Source organism: Klebsiella sp. 1SOBk5mer, from assembly GCF_046603115.1.
GTDB lineage: Bacteria > Pseudomonadota > Gammaproteobacteria > Enterobacterales > Enterobacteriaceae > Klebsiella > Klebsiella quasipneumoniae.
In genome coordinates, this window is record NZ_JBKIUU010000016.1 from 1 (window position 1) to 20,493 (window position 20,493).

The 20,493-nt window shown below is 57.6% G+C and carries 17 protein-coding genes and 1 riboswitch; of the genes, 7 read left to right on the plus strand and 10 right to left on the minus strand.

Features of this window, described 5'->3' with window-relative positions; translation table 11 throughout:
* Window positions 1-358: 358 nt before the first annotated feature.
* Window positions 359-1,210, minus strand: coding sequence for a glutamate racemase (gene murI, locus ACLH1U_RS23245; RefSeq protein ID WP_032454490.1), 852 nt, complete (start codon window positions 1,208-1,210; stop codon window positions 359-361).
* The gene (gene btuB / locus ACLH1U_RS23250) at window positions 1,155-2,993 is read right to left on the minus strand and encodes a TonB-dependent vitamin B12 receptor BtuB (RefSeq protein ID WP_032454489.1); all 1,839 of its coding nucleotides are present in this window, start codon (window positions 2,991-2,993) and stop codon (window positions 1,155-1,157) included. The genes murI and btuB overlap by 56 nt, the downstream gene beginning before the upstream one ends.
* A 64-nt stretch (window positions 2,994-3,057) precedes the next feature.
* A riboswitch (cobalamin riboswitch) is annotated at window positions 3,058-3,245 on the minus strand.
* 114 nt (window positions 3,246-3,359) lie between these two features.
* Between btuB and trmA the strand changes: the two genes are divergently transcribed.
* On the plus strand, window positions 3,360-4,460 hold the full coding sequence (trmA, locus tag ACLH1U_RS23255; protein ID WP_004203692.1) for a tRNA (uridine(54)-C5)-methyltransferase TrmA: 1,101 nt from the start codon (window positions 3,360-3,362) through the stop codon (window positions 4,458-4,460).
* A 50-nt stretch (window positions 4,461-4,510) separates the two neighbouring features.
* Here trmA and ACLH1U_RS23260 read toward each other — a convergent pair whose 3' ends face one another.
* Both ACLH1U_RS23260 and fabR read right to left on the minus strand, forming a co-directional pair.
* Window positions 4,511-4,870 carry a YijD family membrane protein gene (locus ACLH1U_RS23260; protein WP_004203691.1) on the minus strand — a complete coding sequence of 120 codons (360 nt, stop codon included), beginning with the start codon at window positions 4,868-4,870 and terminating at the stop codon, window positions 4,511-4,513.
* Window positions 4,871-4,885: 15 nt separating this feature from the next.
* The gene (gene fabR / locus ACLH1U_RS23265; protein WP_004151856.1) at window positions 4,886-5,521 is read right to left on the minus strand and encodes an HTH-type transcriptional repressor FabR; all 636 of its coding nucleotides are present in this window, start codon (window positions 5,519-5,521) and stop codon (window positions 4,886-4,888) included.
* Window positions 5,522-5,717: 196 nt separating this feature from the next.
* Here fabR and sthA point away from each other — a divergent pair, with 196 nt between their 5' ends.
* Entirely contained in the window at window positions 5,718-7,118 is a 1,401-nt protein-coding gene (gene sthA / locus ACLH1U_RS23270; RefSeq protein WP_002883016.1) for a Si-specific NAD(P)(+) transhydrogenase, read from the plus strand.
* Here the strand turns inward: sthA and oxyR are convergent.
* The 4 genes from oxyR to argC form a co-directional block, all read right to left on the minus strand.
* On the minus strand, window positions 7,101-8,018 hold the full coding sequence (oxyR, locus tag ACLH1U_RS23275; protein WP_002883015.1) for a DNA-binding transcriptional regulator OxyR: 918 nt from the start codon (window positions 8,016-8,018) through the stop codon (window positions 7,101-7,103). The genes sthA and oxyR overlap by 18 nt on opposite strands.
* A gap of 259 nt (window positions 8,019-8,277) precedes the next feature.
* Window positions 8,278-9,651, minus strand: coding sequence for an argininosuccinate lyase (argH, locus tag ACLH1U_RS23280; RefSeq protein WP_044520936.1), 1,374 nt, complete (start codon window positions 9,649-9,651; stop codon window positions 8,278-8,280).
* Between the two features lie 100 nt (window positions 9,652-9,751).
* Complete coding sequence (gene argB, locus ACLH1U_RS23285; protein WP_085955164.1) at window positions 9,752-10,528, minus strand: acetylglutamate kinase; 777 nt, start codon at window positions 10,526-10,528, stop codon at window positions 9,752-9,754.
* A gap of 6 nt (window positions 10,529-10,534) precedes the next feature.
* Window positions 10,535-11,539, minus strand: a complete 1,005-nt coding sequence (argC, locus tag ACLH1U_RS23290; RefSeq protein ID WP_025710967.1) for an N-acetyl-gamma-glutamyl-phosphate reductase — start codon at window positions 11,537-11,539, stop codon at window positions 10,535-10,537.
* Between the two features lie 113 nt (window positions 11,540-11,652).
* Between argC and argE the strand changes: the two genes are divergently transcribed.
* Entirely contained in the window at window positions 11,653-12,804 is a 1,152-nt protein-coding gene (argE, locus tag ACLH1U_RS23295) for an acetylornithine deacetylase (protein WP_023291537.1), read from the plus strand.
* A 258-nt stretch (window positions 12,805-13,062) separates the two neighbouring features.
* Window positions 13,063-15,714 (plus strand): phosphoenolpyruvate carboxylase, encoded by a 2,652-nt coding sequence (ppc, locus tag ACLH1U_RS23300; protein WP_023291536.1) that lies wholly within the window; start codon window positions 13,063-13,065, stop codon window positions 15,712-15,714.
* 47 nt (window positions 15,715-15,761) lie between these two features.
* Here ppc and zinT read toward each other — a convergent pair whose 3' ends face one another.
* The gene (zinT, locus tag ACLH1U_RS23305; RefSeq protein WP_023291535.1) at window positions 15,762-16,412 is read right to left on the minus strand and encodes a metal-binding protein ZinT; all 651 of its coding nucleotides are present in this window, start codon (window positions 16,410-16,412) and stop codon (window positions 15,762-15,764) included.
* Window positions 16,413-16,481: 69 nt separating this feature from the next.
* Here zinT and ACLH1U_RS23310 point away from each other — a divergent pair, with 69 nt between their 5' ends.
* The 3 genes from ACLH1U_RS23310 to ACLH1U_RS23320 all read left to right on the plus strand — a co-directional run bounded on the left by ACLH1U_RS23310 (window position 16,482) and on the right by ACLH1U_RS23320 (window position 19,449).
* On the plus strand, window positions 16,482-17,423 hold the full coding sequence (locus tag ACLH1U_RS23310) for an AraC family transcriptional regulator (protein WP_224256479.1): 942 nt from the start codon (window positions 16,482-16,484) through the stop codon (window positions 17,421-17,423).
* A 205-nt stretch (window positions 17,424-17,628) separates the two neighbouring features.
* Window positions 17,629-18,291, plus strand: a complete 663-nt coding sequence (gene fsa / locus ACLH1U_RS23315; protein WP_004203684.1) for a fructose-6-phosphate aldolase — start codon at window positions 17,629-17,631, stop codon at window positions 18,289-18,291.
* Window positions 18,292-18,345: 54 nt separating this feature from the next.
* The gene (locus ACLH1U_RS23320; RefSeq protein ID WP_032454483.1) at window positions 18,346-19,449 is read left to right on the plus strand and encodes a glycerol dehydrogenase; all 1,104 of its coding nucleotides are present in this window, start codon (window positions 18,346-18,348) and stop codon (window positions 19,447-19,449) included.
* Window positions 19,450-19,543: 94 nt separating this feature from the next.
* On the opposite strand, the gene metF is transcribed toward ACLH1U_RS23320, so the two are convergent.
* On the minus strand, window positions 19,544-20,431 hold the full coding sequence (gene metF, locus ACLH1U_RS23325; protein ID WP_023291532.1) for a methylenetetrahydrofolate reductase: 888 nt from the start codon (window positions 20,429-20,431) through the stop codon (window positions 19,544-19,546).
* Window positions 20,432-20,493 lie beyond the last annotated feature (62 nt).

A 20,493-nucleotide genomic window follows, 5' to 3' on the forward strand; every position in this document is an offset into this window, starting at 1 on the left:
ACGTGTTCACTCTTGAGACTTGGTATTCATTTTTCGTCCGAGGACGTTAAGAATCCATGTCACTTTGAGTGCCCACACAGATTGTCTGATAAATTGTTAAAGAGCAGTTGCAACGCGGCTTTCAGCTCACCGTTGCGAGGTCCCGTATAATACGTTTTCCTCATTCAGAGTCAAGCCCTTATTTTGCTTTTCTCTGTCGGTTTTCAGCGCTGAACTTCATCGCCGAAACCCTGCTGACCCGGCGGCTTGCTTGCCGTTGTTCCGTGTCAGTGGAGGCGCATTATAGGGAGTTCTGAGACGTTGACAAGCCCTGTTTTCAAAAAATTATTCAACCGTCTCTTTTTTGTGCAAAACGCCGTTAAAGCGGTAATTTTTCCAGCGTCGAGAAGCCATAGCGATGCAAAACGGGTAAAAGTTGTTCCGTTTCTGCCGTCAACGCCATGCAGAATGCTTTATTCTCGTCGCTGGACTTCGCGTCCGGCGCTTCATGCTCTAACAGCCAGGCGGTGCGACGGGCAATCGCCGCGCCGGAATCGATCAGCCGCGTGCCCTCGGGCAGAACGTGCTGCAGCTCCTCCTGTAAAAGAGGAAAGTGGGTGCAGCCCAGCACCACCGTATCCGGCGGCTCCTGCATCCGCAGCCACGGGCGCAGGATACGGCGCAGTTCTTCTAACGGCACAGGCTCGCCGTGCAGCTTCGCTTCCGCCAGCTCCACCAGCTCCGCCGACCCCAGCATTTCAATCCGACATTCATTGGCAAAGCGGTCGATCAGCTCACGGGTATAAGGACGCTTTACGGTGCCGCGCGTCGCCAGCAGGCCAACAATGCCGTTCGCCGTTAAGCGGGCGGCGGGCTTGATCGCTGGCACCACGCCGACAACGGGGAAGGCGAACTTTTCACGCAGAGCAGGCAGGGAGACGGTACTGGCGGTATTGCAGGCGATCACCGCCAGCGCCAGGGGATAACGCTGCTGGACAGCGGTGACGATTTCCACAACGCGCTCAACGATAAACGCCTCGCTCTTCTCGCCATAGGGGAAGGCAACGTTATCGAAAGCATAGATGTAATGCAGATTCGGCAGCAGCTGCCGAATCTCATTATAAACCGACAACCCACCGACGCCGGAATCAAACACCAGCACGGTGGGACGTGGATCAGAAGGTGTAGCTGCCAGACAAGGTGTATTCCCGTCCTGCAGATTGGTAGCCATAAACTGTCTCGTAATCTTTATCGAACAGGTTGGCTATTTTACCACGAACTGTCAGGTGTGAGGTGACGGGATACGATAAACCGACATCCCAGAGGCTCAACCCACCCATATTGACGGTACGCGAGTTGTCGTAATCATAATCGTAGCGCTTGCCGATGTAGTGATACGTCACATCCCACCCCAGATCGTAGACCTGGCCGTTCAGCTCGTATTTCACCTGCTGCTTCGCCCGGCGATAGAGGATTTTGTTAGTTTCATCATCGCGAGGGTCAACATACTGCAGCGTCAGATGGTGCTCCACCGGCCCTGTGGTGACATTCCCCGTCCACTCCAGCCCCTTGATCGTCGCAGACTTGACGTTGTAATAGGCGTTGTTGTCGTAATCGATGAGGTTTTGAATCTCATAGCGATACGCGGAGAGACGCCAGTCGACCGGCCCCGTCAACCCTTCGAGGCCCGCTTCCCACTGCTTCGACTCCTCTGGCTTCAGGTTCGGGTTAGAGGCGATGCCAAAACGTTCTGCGCCGTACTGCTGTCCGAGGGAGGGGGCGAGGAATCCTGTACCGTACGAGAGCGTTGTCCGATAACCCTCGATAAATTCCCAGCCTGCCGCCGTCTGCCAGGTACCGTGCCAGCCAAACTGCTCGTCATGATCCTCACGGCCGGAAGCTTCCAGCGTCACGCTGTCAATCTGCTGCTGGCCCGTCAGATAAAGACCGGTGGTATCGCGCTTATACACGTCGGTACTGGTCGTTCCGCTGGATTTCAGCTTCTCCTGTTTCCAGTCTACGCCACCGCTCACTGCGCCATGGCCCACCACAACATTATTTCCCCATTGGATATAGCGTTGTTCCATATCATCCAGGGTGGTGCCCGCGGCATAGCGGCCAGCGTCGCTGCTGTAGTTGTAATCTTTAATACGCTGATAGTTCGCAATCAGCTGGGAGGAGTAAATTCCGGAATGGTAGTGCAGACCGGTGTCCCAGGATTGGGTATAGGACTGATCTTCATCGTTTCCACCTGCGTAGCCCCAGTTACCCTGGTCATAGTCAGCATTGGCGGAATAACCATAGCCGCGGAAGAACCCCGAGAAGTTGTCATCGAACTGATGCTGTACCCCGCCCCATAGCATTTTATTGCGGTAGCCGTCGCGATCGCTGTCGCCGCTATAAGAGGAGTTCGGCTGGACGTTAAACCCTTTGGTGGTCTGATAGGCGCCGGCAGCGGTAACCAGCGTATCGCCAAACCGCTTGTTAAAGGCGCCATCGTAGGACTGATAGCCGTTCGTTCCCGCGCCGGCGTTGATCTGCGAACGCTCAGCATCGGTCATGGTGATGATGTTCACCACCCCGCCGATCGCCCCGGAGCCGTACACCGCGGAGCGCGGGCCGCGGATGTATTCCACCCGCTGGACCAGAGAGATAGGGATCTGACTGATATCCACGCCGTTGGAGATCCCCGGACGCGCCATCGGCACACCGTCGATCAGCACCAGCACGTGGCGAGCCTCCGTCCCCCGAACATACAGCGAAGCGCTCTGCCCCATGCCGCCGTTGCGGGCAATATCGACCCCGGGAAGACGACGCATGACATCGTTTAAATCTTTGGACTGCCAGCGGTCGATGTCATCGCGCGTCACTATATCGGTCGGCGCCAGCACGGTATTGACCGGCTGTTGAAAACGGTTTGCTGTCACCACCAACGTGTCTGAATTGCTGTCCTGCGCCCAGCCGGAAAATGCCGTGACGGATAAGGCCGTCATCAGCGAAGCTTTTTTAATCATTGTAAAAGCATCCGAAACAGAAAAAGGATGCCGCAGGTTTTATCAGTTGCTCGCGACGATAAAACCCAGTGCGACGTATTCCGGCAGGTCTTCGGGCTTGGAGGTTGTTTCAAGAAATAATGACTTCCCACGGCTAACCGCAGTGTCTGCACCGAGTGCGCTCATTTCTCACCTTCCTTACCGCTGCGCGTCAGCCCCAGATTTCCACTGGGTTCCCTTTTAACTCACAGGACCGGTAGGCGAATGCTACAATCAGAAACATATAGATGTCCAGACTGCTAATTATATTTCCCGCGGCATTCGAGGCTGGACATCCCCGGCGCTTTCCCTACAATCCCCGCGTACTTATTTTATTCAGGATGCATCATGACCCCCGAACACCTTCCTACCGAACAATACGAAGCGCAGCTGGCAGAAAAAGTCGTCCGTTTGCAAACCATGATGGCGCCTTTCGCCGCGCCGGTTCCGGAAGTGTTTCGTTCGCCGGTCAGCCACTACCGTATGCGCGCCGAGTTCCGTCTGTGGCACGATGGCGACGACCTGTACCATATTATTTTCGATCAGCAGACCCGGTCGCGGATTCGCGTTGACAGCTTCCCGGCCGCCAGCGCGCTCATCAATCAGCTGATGACCGCCATGCTGGAGGGCGTGCGCAACAATCCCGTGCTGCGCCATAAGCTGTTTCAGATTGACTATCTGACCACCCTCAGCAACCAGGCGGTCGTCTCGCTGCTGTATCATAAAAAGCTCGATGATGCCTGGCGTGAGCAAGCGGAGGCGCTGCGTGACGCCCTGCGAGCCCAGGGGCTCAATGTGCATCTGATTGGTCGGGCGACTAAAACTAAAATCGAGCTCGATCAGGATTATATAGATGAACGCCTGCCGGTTGGCGGTCGGGAGATGATCTACCGTCAGGTGGAAAACAGCTTTACCCAACCGAACGCGGCCATGAACATTCAGATGCTGGAGTGGGCGCTGGATGTCACCAAAGGGGCGACCGGCGACCTGCTGGAATTGTACTGCGGCAACGGTAACTTCTCGCTGGCGCTGGCGCGTAATTTCGATCGCGTACTGGCCACCGAAATCGCCAAACCGTCGGTGGCGGCGGCGCAGTACAACATCGCCGCCAACCATATCGACAACGTGCAGATTATCCGCATGGCGGCTGAAGAGTTTACTCAGGCGATGAACGGCGTGCGTGAGTTCAACCGGCTGCAGGGTATCGATCTGCAAAGCTATCAGTGCGAGACTATTTTCGTCGATCCGCCGCGTAGCGGGCTGGACAGTGAAACGGAGAAAATGGTGCAGGCCTATCCGCGCATACTGTACATTTCGTGCAACCCGGAAACGCTGTGCCGTAATCTGGAAACGCTAAGCCAGACGCACAACGTTACCCGGCTGGCGCTGTTCGACCAGTTCCCGTATACCCATCACATGGAGTGCGGCGTTCTGCTGACCCGGAAATAGGCCAAAAAAAACCGGCAACGTCATATTGCCGGTTTTTTATCACTGGCGGCTTATTCAGCGGCGGTATTTTTGCGGTTACGCATCTTGTAGCCAATCCAGAAGACCATCGCGACGGACAGAACGGCCGGGAAGAAGTTAGAGCCGATATCCGGGTACTCCGCACGCACGACGGTGCTGTACAACAGCACCCCGAGAATAAAAAAGGCGGCGGCCAGGCCCGGTAGCCCGACAGGCATACTGCGATTCTGATAGCGCTGATGCAGACAGTAGACCGTCAGCAGCAGGGATAAGATGGGGAAGACGGAAAACGGAACTATCGAACTGAACAGCGCCGCAAAGGCGCCATTAATAGATAACCCGGCAATCAGCGCCAGCAGCAGCGTACCTTTATCTTGAACTGAGTGTTTCATTGCTCGTCCTTCACGTTATTCGGAATGATGTGACATTTTTTCTTGTTCACGGCGATACCAGTAATACGCGCCTTTAGAGATCATTCTGAGCTGCAGTACCAACCGTTCTTCCAGCTGTCGGCGCTGTTCAGGGCCGACATCCAGCGCTTCCGCGCCAGCGCTAAAAACGATGGTGACCATAGCTTCAGCCTGCGCTTCGGTAAAGGCGCGCGGCATATGGTTTTCGAGTTCTAAATAGTCGGCGAGTTCCGCAATAAAATGCTGGATTTCGCGTGCGACGGCGGCGCGAAACGCCGCAGACGTTCCCGAGCGCTCGCGCAGCAGCAGGCGGAAAGCGTTCGGGTTGTTACCGATAAACTCCATAAAGGTCGAGACCGAGGTGCGGATCACGCTGCCGCCTTTGGCAATCCGCTGGCGCGCCTGGCGCATCAGCTGGCGCAGCATCAGTCCGCTCTCATCGACCATCGTCAGGCCTAACTCATCGACATCGCGAAAATGACGATAAAAGGACGTCGGCGCGATCCCTGCTTCCCGCGCCACTTCACGCAAGCTCAGGCTGGCGAAACTCCGCTCAGCGCTAAGTTGGCTGAATGCCGCTTCCACCAGCGAACGGCGGGTTTTTTCTTTTTGTTGTGCTCTTACGCCCATCACGATGTATGAATCCTTCCAATAGCCCTGCTGGCACTATACCAGAGATTAAAACTAATCGGTTTGCCCTGGATTGTGAATGATTGTTTACGAGCCGTTTCTGCTTTTAAGCCGCAAAAAAGCACAACGATAATTGGGTTAAAGCGCAGCGAATGTTATCATCGTGTTTATTTTATGTATAAAACAGGTGAGTAATGCCATGTCACACTCTTGGGATTATGATGCAATAGTGATTGGTTCCGGTCCTGGCGGCGAAGGCGCCGCCATGGGACTGGTGAAACAGGGAGCACGCGTTGCCGTCATCGAGCGCTACCATAATGTCGGCGGCGGTTGCACCCACTGGGGCACCATCCCGTCGAAAGCCCTCCGCCATGCCGTCAGCCGTATTATCGAGTTTAACCAAAACCCCCTCTACAGCGACCACTCCCGCCTTCTTCGCTCTTCTTTCGCCGACATCCTTAACCATGCCGACAGCGTCATCAACCAGCAGACTCATATGCGCCAGGGATTCTATGAGCGCAACCACTGTGAAATTCTGCAGGGCAATGCCCACTTCGTTGATGAGCATACTCTGGCGCTGGAGTGCCATGACGGCACGGTCGAGACGGTGACCGCGGAGAAATTCGTTATCGCCTGCGGATCTCGCCCCTATCATCCGGCGGATGTCGATTTCCACCACCCGCGCATCTATGACAGCGATTCGATTCTCAGCCTGCAGCATGAGCCGCGCCATGTGATCATTTACGGCGCCGGGGTAATCGGTTGTGAATATGCGTCGATCTTCCGCGGCATGGAGGTGAAGGTCGATCTGATCAACACCCGCGATCGTCTGCTGGCCTTCCTCGATCAGGAGATGTCAGATTCGCTCTCCTATCACTTCTGGAACAGCGGCGTGGTCATTCGCCACAACGAGGAGTACGAAAAGATTGAAGGCGTTGATGACGGCGTCATCATGCATCTGAAATCCGGCAAAAAGCTCAAAGCGGACTGCCTGCTGTACGCCAACGGCCGCACCGGCAATACCGACACTCTGGCGCTGGAAAACATCGGTCTGCAGACCGACAGTCGCGGCCAGCTGAAGGTCAACAGCATGTACCAGACCGCCCTTCCGCACATTTATGCGGTTGGGGATGTCATCGGCTATCCGAGCCTCGCCTCCGCGGCGTACGATCAAGGACGCATTGCCGCCCAGGCGCTGGTAAAAGGCGAAGCCTCAGCGCATCTGATTGAAGATATCCCGACCGGGATCTACACCATTCCGGAAATCAGCTCCGTCGGGAAAACCGAGCAGCAGCTGACGGCGATGAAAGTGCCGTATGAGGTGGGTCGCGCTCAGTTTAAACACCTGGCGCGGGCGCAAATCGTTGGCATGAGCGTGGGAACCCTGAAGATCCTGTTCCACCGGGAGACCAAGGAGATCCTCGGCATTCACTGCTTTGGCGAACGCGCAGCCGAAATCATTCACATCGGCCAGGCGATCATGGAGCAGAAAGGTGGTGGTAACACCATTGAGTACTTCGTCAACACCACCTTTAACTACCCGACCATGGCGGAAGCGTACCGGGTTGCCGCGCTGAACGGCTTAAACCGCCTGTTTTAACGCCTTGTCGAAATGGCCATCCATCGTGCCGCGGATGGCCTCCGCCAGATGTTCATAGCGGCTGCGCAGCGGTGAGCCCGGACGGTAAACCAGACCGATGGTGCGTCTTGGCTCTGGCTTAATGCACGGCAGGTAGACCACGCCATCGCGTTTTCTTTCCTGCGGCACTGCCAGCGCAGGCAGCAGGGTAATACCGCTGCCTGCCGCCACCATATTGCGCAGCGTTTCCAGGCTGGTCGCGCGGAAGTGGGTATCCTCATCCGCCCCCGCTTCAAAGCAGAAGCCCATCGCCTGATCGCGCAGGCAGTGGCCATCCTCCAGCATCAGCAGCTTTTCACCGGCCAGATCCGACATCGGCACCCGGTCGCGGTTTGCCCACGGATGATCTTCATAGATAGCCAGCATCATCGGCTCATCGAACAGCGGCACCTCGATAAAGGCCTCGCTCTCTTTGACCAGCGCCAGGATGGCGCAGTCGAGCTTACCGCTGTCGAGCTGAGCCAGCAGCTGATGGGTCTGCGCTTCGTGCAGATACATTTCCAGCTTCGGGAAGGTCTGATGCAGCATCGGAATGATGTGCGGTAGCAGGTACGGGCCAATTGTCGGGATCAAGCCGATATGCAGCGGCCCGGACATGGTTTCCCCTTGTTGGCTTGCCATCTCCTTGAGCACTTTTACTTCGCGTAACACGGTACGCGCCTGATCCACCAGCAACAGCCCCGCCTGGGTAAACAGAACCTTACGGCTGGTGCGCTCCAGCAGCATGACGCCAAGCTCATCCTCCAGCTTGCGGATCTGTCCGCTGAGCGTCGGTTGGCTCACATGGCATGAGTCAGCCGCCCGCCGGAAGTGGCGGTGTTCGGCGAGCGCTACCAGGTATTCAAGATCGCGAATATTCATTATTCATCCTCCATCGCCACGATAGTCCATGGCGATAGATAGCATAGCAACGAACGATTATCCCTATCAAGTTTTCTGTTCAATAATACGCCCATAAAGACGGTGAACCTGTGAAAACCACTGACCCGTCACACTGTTTCTCAACCCGAACAACTAAAGCCAACGTGAACTTTTGCGGACCTTGCGTCCGCTTTTTTTTTGCATAAAAAACCCGGCGTCGCTGGGCTCGGCCGGGTCAGGGAAGACAGATATCTGTGGATTAGCTCAGACGGGCCTTCGCCTCGTCGATAGCCTGCGCCACCTGCTGCGGCGAGACGCCGCCTTTTGCCGCGCGTTTATCAAGGCAGGACTGCAGCGACAGGATCGGATAAACATCGTCCGCAATCACCGGGCTGAATTTCTGCAGGTCGGCCAGGGCCAGCGCTTCCAGCGGTTTCCCTTGCGCAATGGCTTCCACCACCGCTTCACCGACAATATGGTGCGCCTCGCGGAACGGTACGCCTTTCGCCACCAGATAATCCGCCAGCTCAGTGGCGTTGGCATAGCCCTGCTGCGCCGCTTCCGCACAGCGCGGACGTTTCACCTGGATACCATCCAGCACCAGGGTCGCCATATGCAGGCAGTCGAGCCAGGTATCCAGAGCGTCGAAAAGTCCCTCTTTATCTTCCTGCATATCTTTGTTGTAGGCCAGCGGCAGCCCTTTCAGGGTCATCATCATGCCGGTCAGCGCGCCCTGCACGCGGCCGCATTTGCCACGGATAAGCTCCAGGGCGTCCGGGTTTTTCTTCTGCGGCATCAGCGAGGAGCCTGAGGTTACGCGGTCGGAAAGCTCGACGAAATTTGCTTCGCCGGAGTTAAAGAAAATCAGATCTTCCGCAAAGCGCGACAGATGGACCATGCCGATAGAGGCATCGGAAAGCAGCTCCAGAACATGGTCGCGGTCAGACACGCTGTCGAGGCTGTTGCGGGTGGCGGAGGCAAAGCCCAGCCAGCCGGCCAGCTGCTCGCGGTCGATTTCATACGCCGTCCCCGCCAGCGCGCCGCAGCCCAGCGGGCTAACGTCGAGGCGCTTCAGCGCGTCCTGCAGGCGGCTTTCATCGCGCGCCAGCATTTCGACATAGGCCAGACACCAGTGCGCGAACGTCACCGGTTGGGCGCGCTGCAGGTGGGTGTACCCCGGCATCACCGCGTCCTGGTTCTGCTGGGCCGTCTCCACCAGCGCGCTCTGCAGCTGGCGGTTCGCCGACAGCAGTTCGACAACGGTATCTTTGCACCACAGTTTAAGATCGGTAGCGACCTGGTCGTTACGGCTGCGGCCGGTATGCAGTTTCTTGCCCAACTGGCCCACTTTGTCGATCAGTTTGCCTTCCACCCAGCTGTGAATATCTTCAGCATCGCTGGCGAGGATTTGCTGCGGATTGGCGCGCACCTCTTCCAGTAGCACGTTCAGCGCTTCTTCCAGCTGCTGTTGTTCATCGGCACTCAGAACGCCGACCGTTACCAGCGCTTTCGACCAGGCGACAGAGCCAACGATATCCTGCTCCGCCAGACGATAGTCGAAGCGCAACGAGTCGTTGAACTGTTTGAACCGTTGATCTGCTGCCTGTGTAAAACGCCCGCCCCAAAGTGCCATAACATGCTTCCTTTATTCGTTAGTTCCGCCGGTGGCGTTGTGCCTCCCCGGCCTACGGTCTTGTAAGCCCGGCAGACAACGCGCCGCCGGGCATGAAATCTTAAGCCAGAATACGTGTGCCGATAGGCGTGCCGTTAAACAACGCCGGCAGCTGCTCGGCGTGACGCCAGGAGGCGATATCCACCGGACGGCCCAGAGCACGCGCCGCGTCGAGGGCCGCATTCACTTTGACAATCATGCCGTCAGTGATAATCCCCTGCTCGATCAGCTGCTCCGCTTTCTCGGCGGTCATCTCGGCAATACGCTGCCCTTTACCGTCGAGGATACCGCTGACGTCAGACAGCAGGATCAGATCCGCCCCCAGGGTAGCCGCCAGCGCCGTCGCCGCCTGGTCAGCATTGACGTTCATCAGCTGGCCCTCGTCGGTCACGCCGATAGAGCTCACCACCGGCAGGTAACCGCCCGCCAGCAGGGTGTTGATCAGCGTCGGAGAGCCCGGCTGCGCCAGCCCGACATGGCCCAGCTCAGCATCCAGCTGTGTCACCTTCACGCTATCGCCATCGCCGAGGAACAGGCCGACAGAGGCCAGACCGTGCTTTTTCGCCCACGCCAGCAGCGTCTTGTTGGCGGTTCCCGCCAGCGCGCCGGTGATGATGTCGATTTGCTCAGCCGGCGTCACCCGCAGACCATTTTTCTTCTGCACCGGCAGGTTGAGCTGCTTCATCAGCTCATCCACCACGCAGCCGCCGCCATGGACGATAATCAGCGGACGCTGGTGCGCTTCACGGTAATTGACCAGCGCGGTAAACAGACGCTCCAGCGCTTCTTCGCTATCGAGTAATACGCCGCCGAGTTTGATAATTAATGGGTTCATCATCACACCTTAAATAAGAGACTGCGTCTCAGCGAAGCCGAAACGAATATTCGCGCACTGCACCGCCTGCGCTGCGGCGCCTTTCAGCAGGTTATCTTCTGCCGCGACGACGATGAGATGGTCGTCCTGCACGGCAAAACCGATATCACAGAATGGCAGACCTTCGACGCTTTTCAATGCGGGCACGCCTTTATCATATAAACGTACCAGCGGTTTATCGGCGTAAGCCTGCTGGTAAACCGCCGCGATCTGCGCATGGCCAACGCCCGGCTTCAGGCGGCAGGTAATGGTTTCCAGAATGCCGCGCTTAAAATTACCCAGATGCGGGGTAAAAATCACCTTCGCTCCGAGGTGGCTGGCAATCTCCGGCTGATGACGATGGTTAAAGATGCCGTATGGCTGCAGGCTGACTTCACAGAAGCTGTTGCCGATCGCGGCTTTGCGTCCCGCGCCGCTCACCCCGCTGGTGGCGTTGATCACTGGCCACTGGTTGAGATCCAGCAGACTGGCATCAATCAGCGGCTTCAGCGACAGCTGTGCCGCCGTCGGGTAGCAGCCAGGCACCGCGATTAACTGCGCTTCTTTAAGCGCATCCGCGCTCCACTCCGCCAGACCATACACCGCCTGTTTGAGCAGGTCGGGATGCTGATGAGTGAAACCATAATATTTTTCGTAGAACGCCCCATCGTTAACGCGGAAGGCACCGGAGAGATCGAACACCACGCAGCCGGCGGCAAGGAACTGCGGCGCCAGATCGTGACTCACTTCGTGCGCGGTGGCGAGAAACACCACGTCCACGCCAGCGCTGAATTCGCTGATATCGGACATCGGCTGCAGCGGCATATCGACAATGCCTTTGAGCTGCGGATGCAGGTCGGAAATTAATTTTCCCGCATCATTGCTTTGCGCGGAGACCGTCAAAGCGGTTATGTTCATATGCGGATGACGATTGATATAGGTCACCAGCTCTGCGCCGGCATAACCACTGGCACCCACAATCAGCGTATTTAACATTGGAAGCGCATCTCCTTACATTCGATGGGTTTTCTTACGCTCAACGATATTGTATTTTTATTCACAATAAATGCATGAATATTGATACTATCACGACCCAAGGTGTGTCAACAATGAAAAACAATTTACCGCCCTTTATCGAGATTTACCGCGCGTTGATCGCCACACCGTCCATCAGCGCGACCGAAGAGGCTCTCGATCAGAGCAATGAGTCTTTAATCAATTTGCTGGCCGGCTGGTTCCGCGATCTCGGCTTTAATGTCGAGGTACAGCCGGTGCCGGATACGCGCCATAAATTCAACCTGCTGGCCAGCACCGGACACGGCGCCGGCGGCCTGCTGCTCGCCGGGCATACCGATACCGTGCCGTTCGATGATGGCCGCTGGACGCGCGATCCGTTCACCCTTACCGAACACGATAACAAGCTCTACGGCCTCGGCACGGCCGATATGAAAGGCTTCTTCGCCTTTATTCTCGACGCCCTGCGCGATGTCGACGTCACCACGCTGAAAAAACCGCTGTATATTCTGGCCACCGCCGACGAAGAGACCAGCATGGCCGGCGCGCGCTATTTTGCCGAAACCACCCGGCTGCGCCCCGACTGCGCCATCATCGGCGAGCCCACCTCCCTGCAGCCGATCCGCGCCCATAAAGGACATATGTCCAACGCGATCCGTATTCAGGGCCAGTCCGGCCACTCCAGCGATCCGGCGCGCGGGGTCAACGCGATCGAGCTGATGCACGACGCCATCGGTCGGATTATGCAGCTGCGCGATTTGCTAAAAGAGCGCTACCACTTCGAGGCGTTCACGGTCCCTTACCCGACCCTCAACCTCGGCGCCATCCATGGCGGCGATGCCTCAAACCGTATCTGCGCCTGCTGTGAACTGCATATGGACATCCGCCCGTTGCCGGGGATGACCCTCAACGACCTCAATGGTCTGCTGGACGAGGCGCTGGCCCCGGTCAGCGAACGCTGGCCGGGCCGCCTGACGGTCTCGGAGCTGCATCCGCCGATCCCCGGCTACGAGTGCCCGCCGGACCATAAGCTGGTGCAGGTGGTTGAGAAACTGCTTGGCGCCCAGACCGACGTGGTGAACTACTGTACCGAAGCGCCGTTTATCCAGACGCTGTGCCCAACGCTGGTTCTCGGCCCGGGCTCGATCAACCAGGCCCATCAGCCTGACGAGTTTCTGGAGACGCGCTTTATCAAGCCGACGCGGGAGCTGATTAGCCAGGTGGTTCACCACTTCTGCTGGCACTAAAATCGCCCTCTTTTTCCGCCCCGCTCTCCCGGGGCGGAACGGTGACGATCGTCACATTTCCATAAGCGATGCTTATCCAGCGCCCCCTGAGTTAAATTTCGCAAATTACGGGTATTTACTCGTTTGCTGAAGCGATTTCGCAGTAATTGACGTGGGGGTATTTACGTGGCTTTATAAAAGACGGGTTGCTTATCCGTTGCTCACGTTCCAGCGCAGCGGATATAACAAAATAAAATGAGATGGGGTGTCTGGGGTAACATGAACGAACAATATTCCGCATTGCGTAGTAATGTCAGTATGCTCGGCAAGGTGCTGGGCGATACCATCAAGGATGCATTGGGAGAAAATATTCTTGATCGTGTCGAAACTATCCGTAAGTTGTCCAAATCTTCACGCGCCGGCAACGAAGCTAACCGCCAGGAGCTGCTGACCACGCTGCAGAATTTGTCTAACGACGAACTGCTGCCGGTGGCCCGTGCCTTCAGCCAGTTCCTGAATCTGGCCAACACCGCTGAGCAGTACCACAGCATTTCGCCGAATGGCGAAGCGGCCAGCAATCCGGAAGTCATTGCGCGCACCCTGAGAAAGCTCAAAGACCAACCCAATCTCAACGAAGACACCATCAAAAAAGCGGTGGAATCTCTGTCCCTGGAGCTGGTGTTAACCGCCCACCCGACCGAGATCACCCGCCGGACGCTGATCCATAAAATGGTGGAAGTGAACAACTGCCTCAAGCAGCTGGATAACAAAGATATCGCGGACTACGAGCACCACCAGCTGATGCGCCGCCTGCGCCAGCTGATCGCCCAGTCCTGGCATACCGATGAAATTCGTAAGCACCGCCCTTCCCCGGTCGATGAAGCCAAATGGGGCTTCGCGGTGGTGGAAAATAGCCTGTGGGAAGGGGTGCCTAACTACCTGCGCGAGCTGAACGAACAGCTGGAAGCCAACCTCGGCTATCAGCTGCCGGTGGACTTTGTCCCGGTGCGTTTCACTTCGTGGATGGGCGGCGACCGCGACGGCAACCCGAACGTGACCGCCGATATCACCCGCCACGTGCTGCTGCTCAGCCGCTGGAAAGCGACCGATCTGTTCCTCAAAGATGTGCAGGTGCTGATCTCCGAGCTGTCGATGGTGGAGTGTACTGACGAATTGCGCGCCCTGGCCGGCGCCGAGGGCGCTCAGGAACCGTACCGTTACCTGATGAAGAAACTGCGCACTCAGCTGATGGAAACCCAGGCCTGGCTGGAAGCGCGTCTGAAAGGTCAGAAGCTGCCGAAACCGGCGGGACTGATCACTCAGAACGAGCAGCTGTGGGAGCCGCTATACGCCTGTTATAAATCGCTGCAGGCCTGCGGCATGGGCATTATCGCCAACGGCGAGCTGCTCGACACCCTGCGCCGCGTGAAGTCTTTCGGCGTACCGCTGGTGCGTATTGATATCCGTCAGGAAAGCACCCGCCACACCGAAGCGCTGGGCGAAATGACCCGTTACCTCGGGATCGGCGATTACGAAAGCTGGTCAGAAGCCGACAAACAGGCTTTCCTGATCCGCGAACTAAATTCCAAACGTCCGCTGCTGCCGCGCCAGTGGGAGCCAAGCGAAGAGACCCGCGAAGTTCTCGACACCTGTAGAGTGATCGCCGAGGCGCCGCGCGGATCGATCGCCGCCTACGTGATCTCGATGGCCAAAACGCCGTCCGACGTGCTGGCGGTTCATCTGCTGCTGAAGGAGGCCGGGATTGGCTTTGCCCTGCCGGTGGCCCCGCTGTTCGAAACGCTGGATGACCTGAACAACGCCAACGACGTCATGACCCAGCTGCTGAATATCGACTGGTACCGCGGCTTTATCCAGGGCAAACAGATGGTCATGATCGGCTACTCTGATTCCGCGAAAGACGCGGGCGTGATGGCCGCCTCCTGGGCGCAGTACCAGGCGCAGGACGCGTTGATCAAAACCTGTGAGAAAGCCGGGATCGAACTGACGCTGTTCCACGGTCGCGGCGGCTCCATTGGCCGCGGCGGCGCGCCGGCCCACGCCGCGCTCCTCTCACAGCCGCCGGGAAGCCTGAAGGGCGGCCTGCGCGTTACCGAGCAGGGTGAGATGATCCGCTTTAAGTACGGCCTGCCGGAAGTCACCATCAGCAGCCTGTCGCTCTATACCAGCGCGATCCTCGAAGCCAACCTGCTGCCGCCGCCGGAACCAAAACCGCAGTGGCGCGACATCATGGCCGAGCTGTCCGACGTGTCGTGCAAGATGTATCGCGGCTACGTGCGTGAAAACAAAGATTTCGTGCCTTATTTCCGCTCCGCCACTCCGGAGCAGGAGCTGGGCAAACTGCCGCTGGGTTCGCGTCCGGCAAAACGTCGTCCGACCGGCGGCGTCGAGTCGCTACGCGCCATTCCGTGGATCTTCGCCTGGACCCAGAACCGCCTGATGCTTCCAGCCTGGCTGGGCGCTGGCGCTGCGCTGCAGAAGGTGGTTGAAGGCGGAAAACAGAGTGAACTGGAAGCGATGTGTCGCGACTGGCCGTTCTTCTCCACCCGCCTCGGCATGCTGGAGATGGTTTACTCGAAGGCCGACCTGTGGCTGGCGGAGTACTACGATCAGCGCCTTGTGAAACCGGAGCTGTGGGCGCTGGGTACCGAGCTGCGCAAGCTGCTGGCTGCCGATATCAACGTCGTGCTGGCCATCGCAAACGACTCCCATCTGATGGCTGACCTGCCGTGGATCGCCGAGTCTATCCAGCTGCGTAATATCTATACCGACCCGCTGAACGTCCTGCAGGCGGAACTGCTGCACCGTTCGCGCCAGGCTGAAGAAGAGGGCAAAGACCCGGATCCGCGCGTTGAACAAGCGCTGATGGTCACCATCGCCGGCGTCGCCGCCGGTATGCGTAACACCGGCTAATCGCTGTCTTTCCCCCGGCCGCCCGGCCGGGGGATTTTTCACCCGTTCTAGTGGTGCAGCATCTCATCAACGATCTGCTCTTTATGCAGCGCATACGGATAATAGGTCGGCCAGTTATCCATCTCTTTCAGCAACGCTTCCTGTGATTCATTGCCCATGAAAATATGGAAATGCTGCGATTTACGCGGGCCAATGATGTGGTCGCTGAACTGGACATATTTTGGCGCGCTGGCATCGCCCTGCTGGCACTCGAACAGATAACGTACGCCCTTCTTACCGGAGGCGTAATGCAGGATTTTGTAGCCTGAATAGCGGTATTTGCAGCTGTTGACGGTCTCGCCAATGTGGAACTCAATCACGTCATCTTCAATGCCAATCTGTTCCACATCGGTGGCATAGCCCTTCTTATAATAGGCGCGATACTCCTCCACGCTCTTGCCGCCGGGCTTTTTCGCCTTCTGCTCCAGCACCGGATCGAGATCGCCGTTGAGCAGATACGGGTTCACCGACTGCCAGACGCCCTCCCAGTCGCTCAGCGCGCGGTCCTGCACATCTTTATCCGCAAAAATACCTTCGCTGGCCTGACGCTCCACTTCGGTTAGCGCCGGCCCATGGCTATGGTTGCCGTGGGCGAACGCCTGGGCGCTGGCTAGCGCCATACCGAGTCCCAAGGCCAGCAGGGGGATCTTTCTGGTCATTACTCTCTCCTGAGTTTGCTATCAATGGCGACAAATTGTTACGATATAACATATCGTAACTGAGAAGCAATAGCGACAGGCTGGCGCTTTTACCGCTGGAATAATGTCCGGTATGATGAAAAGGGTGATGCGCGGGGCGGAACAATGATGGACAACGATATCAATCAACTTATTGATGCATTGCTAAAAAAGCAGACCAGCCTCGGACGGGTTTATTTCGCCGGCGAGACGCGCTCGCCTGCTGAACCGGTGGTGCAGGTTGATTTTCCCCGTCTGAATATCCTCCTCGATGGGCAGCTGCGCGACCAGGCGCTCGGCGATAACGCCCCGCTCCTGGAGGCCCATGACGTGCTCTATATTCCTGGCGATAGCTGGAACTGCCCACAGTGGCAGGCGCCCTGCCTGCTGTTAAGCATCCTGTTCGCTAAGCAGCAGCTGGAGTGCTCACTGCAGCGCTGGAATGGCAAGACGATCGCCGTTGTTGAAAAGCTACAGGCGCTGCGTCGCGGGCCGCGCGTCGGTTCCTTCCTGCTGCAGGCGCTCAACGAGATCCGGATGCAGCCGCAGGAGCAGCAAACCGCCCGCAGCATCGTCATCAGCCTGCTCAGCCACTGCCATGATCTTCTCGGCAGCCAGGCGCAAACCTCCTCGCGCAGCCAGGCGCTGTTCGAGGCAATCCGTCAGTACATCGAGGTCCATTACGCGGAGCCGCTGAGCCGGGAATCGGTCGCCCAGGCGTTCTATCTCTCTCCCAACTATCTTTCCCATCTGTTCCAGAAATGTGGGCCAATGGGCTTCAATGAATATCTAAACCACATTCGTCTCGAACAGGCCCGTATGCTGCTGAAGGGCCACGATATGAAAGTGAAAGACATCGCCCACGCCTGCGGCTTCGCCGACAGCAACTACTTCTGCCGCCTGTTCCGCAAAACCACGGAACGCTCGCCGTCTGAATACCGCCGTCAGTACCATAGCCAGCTGACGGAAAAATCGTCCGCGGCAAAGAACTAGATTTTTGTGTGTTAAACCTGACTTTTGTGCGCGCTATAGTTTCCTGCCATCCCAGCCAGCGTCGATAAATGTGATCTAAATCATCCTTAATCGCGATGCGTACATTTATCCAGTTTTTGGCAAATTTGTCATCTGGCGATCCTTCGAACGAAAGCCGTATGCTTACCTCAACGACAGCACCGAATTAAGCATTGAGGAAAACACTATGGAACTCTATCTGGATACCGCCAACGTCGCCGAAGTGGAACGCCTGGCCCGCATCTACCCGCTGGCCGGGGTGACCACCAACCCGAGCATTATCGCCGCCGGTAAAACCCCGGTGTGGGATGTACTGCCGCGCCTGCAAAAAGCCGTTGGTCCGGAAGGGATTCTGTTCGCGCAGACCATGAGCCGCGATGCGCAGGGCATGGTGGCAGAAGCCAAACGCCTGAGCAACGCCGTGCCGGGCATCGTGGTCAAAATCCCGGTCACCGCCGAAGGCCTCGCCGCTATCAAGCTGCTGAAGAAAGAAGGCATCCCGACCCTTGGCACCGCCGTCTACAGCGCTTCACAGGGTCTGCTGGCCGCGCTGGCCGGCGCAAAGTACGTCGCGCCTTACGTTAACCGCGTCGACGCTCAGGGCGGAGACGGCATCCGCATGGTGCAGGAACTGCAATCCCTGCTGGAAATGCATGCGCCCGAAAGCAAAGTGCTGGCGGCAAGCTTCAAAACGCCCCGTCAGGCGCTGGATTGCCTGCTGGCTGGCTGCGAAGCAATCACCCTTCCACTAGATGTAGCGCAACAAATGCTCGGCACCCCTGCGGTAGAGTCAGCCATAGAGAAGTTTGAACAGGACTGGAATAACGCCTTTGGCACGCTGAACCTGTAACCGGACCCGCGCGCCGCCTGCGGGCGGCATCACGGTCATCGAGGAGGAATCGAAATGGATCGCATTATTCAATCACCAGGCAAATACATCCAGGGCGCAGGCGCCATCAAGCGCCTTGGCGACTACCTGAAACCGCTGGCCGAACGCTGGCTGGTCGTTGGCGATAAATTCGTGCTGGGATTCGCGGAAGAGATGCTACGCAAAAGCCTGGCTGACGCCGGCCTGGCGGCGGAAATCGCGCCGTTCGGCGGTGAATGTTCGCATAATGAAATCAATCGCCTGCGCGATATCGCCGGCAGTGCGAAATGCACCGCCGTGCTGGGGATCGGCGGTGGTAAAACCCTGGATACCGCGAAAGCGCTGGCCCATTTTATGAAGGTGCCGGTGGCGATCGCCCCCACCATCGCCTCCACCGATGCGCCGTGCAGCGCGCTGTCGGTGATTTACACCGACGAAGGCGAGTTCGACAGCTATCTGATGCTGCCGCACAACCCTAACATGGTCATTGTCGATACGCAGATCGTTGCTGGCGCGCCGGCTCGCCTGCTGGCCGCCGGGATTGGCGATGCGCTGGCCACCTGGTTCGAAGCCCGCGCCTGCTCACGCAGCGGCGCCACCACCATGGCGGGCGGGAAATGCACCCAGGCGGCGCTGGCGCTGGCCGAGCTGTGCTACAACACCTTACTCGAAGAGGGTGAAAAAGCGATGCTGGCCGCCGAACAGCACGTGGTCACTCCGGCGCTGGAGCGGGTGGTGGAAGCCAACACCTATCTGAGCGGCGTCGGTTTTGAAAGCGGTGGCCTGGCGGCAGCCCACGCGATTCATAACGGCATGACGGCCATCCCTGACGCCCACCACTATTATCACGGTGAAAAAGTGGCGTTCGGCACCCTGACGCAGTTGGTGCTGGAAAACGCGCCGGTGGAAGAGATCGAGACTGTCGCCGCGCTGTGTCACAGCGTTGGGCTGCCGATCACGCTGGCGCAGCTGGATATCAAAGGCGACATCCCGACCAAAATGCGCCTGGTAGCGGAAGCCGCCTGCGCTGAAGGCGAAACCATCCACAATATGCCGGGCGGCGTCGACGCCGACCAGGTCTACGCCGCGCTGCTGGTCGCCGACCAATATGGCCAGCGCTTCCTGCAGGAATGGGAATAATCCAGAGCAAAACAAAACACCCGGCGTCAGCCGGGTGTTTTTTTATGTTTATCAGCCGGACGCGTCGCCCACTGACGGCGGAAACGGCAAACACTCAGGCCGGACGCACGCCCAGCGTATGACAGATGGCGTAGCTCATTTCGGCGCGGTTAAGGGTGTAGAAGTGGAAATCTTTTACCCCTTCCCGACTTAAGATCTTCACCATGTCCATGGCGATATTCGCCCCCACCAGCTGACGGGTTTCGGCGTCATTATCCAGCCCTTCGAACATTTTCGACATCCACACCGGGATACGAACGTTGGTCATATCCGCAAACTTTTTCGCCTGTTTAAAGTTGGAAACCGGCAGGATACCCGGAATAATTTCCACGTCGATGCCCGCCGAGACGCAGCGATCGCGAAAACGCAGGTAGCTTTCCACATCGAAGAAGAACTGGGTGATCGCGCGGTTGGCGCCTGCCTCGACTTTGCGTTTCAGGTTGAGCAAATCCGCCTGCGCGCTTTTCGCTTCCGGATGCACTTCCGGATACGCGGCGACGGAGATATCAAAATCCCCCACCTCTTTCAGCAGAGTGACCAGATCGGCGGCGTACATCTCCGGTTTACCGCTGCCCGGCGGCAGGTCGCCGCGCAGAGCGACGATATGGCGGATGCCGTTGTTCCAGTAATCCTGGGCGATAGTTCGCAGCTCATCGCGAGTAGCATCGATACAGGTCAGGTGCGGCGCCGCTTCCAGACCGGTTCGCTCTTTAATACCTTTGATGATGCTGTGGGTGCGATCGCGCTCGCCGGAGTTCGCGCCATAGGTCACCGAGACAAACTTCGGTTTCAGACTGCTCAGGCGATCGATGGATTTCCACAGGGTTTGCTCCATTTCACTGGTGCGCGGCGGAAAGAATTCAAAGGACACATTAATCTGGCCCTGGACTTCCGCCAGGCTCTGATTCAGGGCTTCCCGCTGATTGGCGTGAAAAAAGCTCATACCTTACCTCATCAATCGCATGTAATGGCTGTTGTGTTGCGAACTTCTATACGTTTAGACGT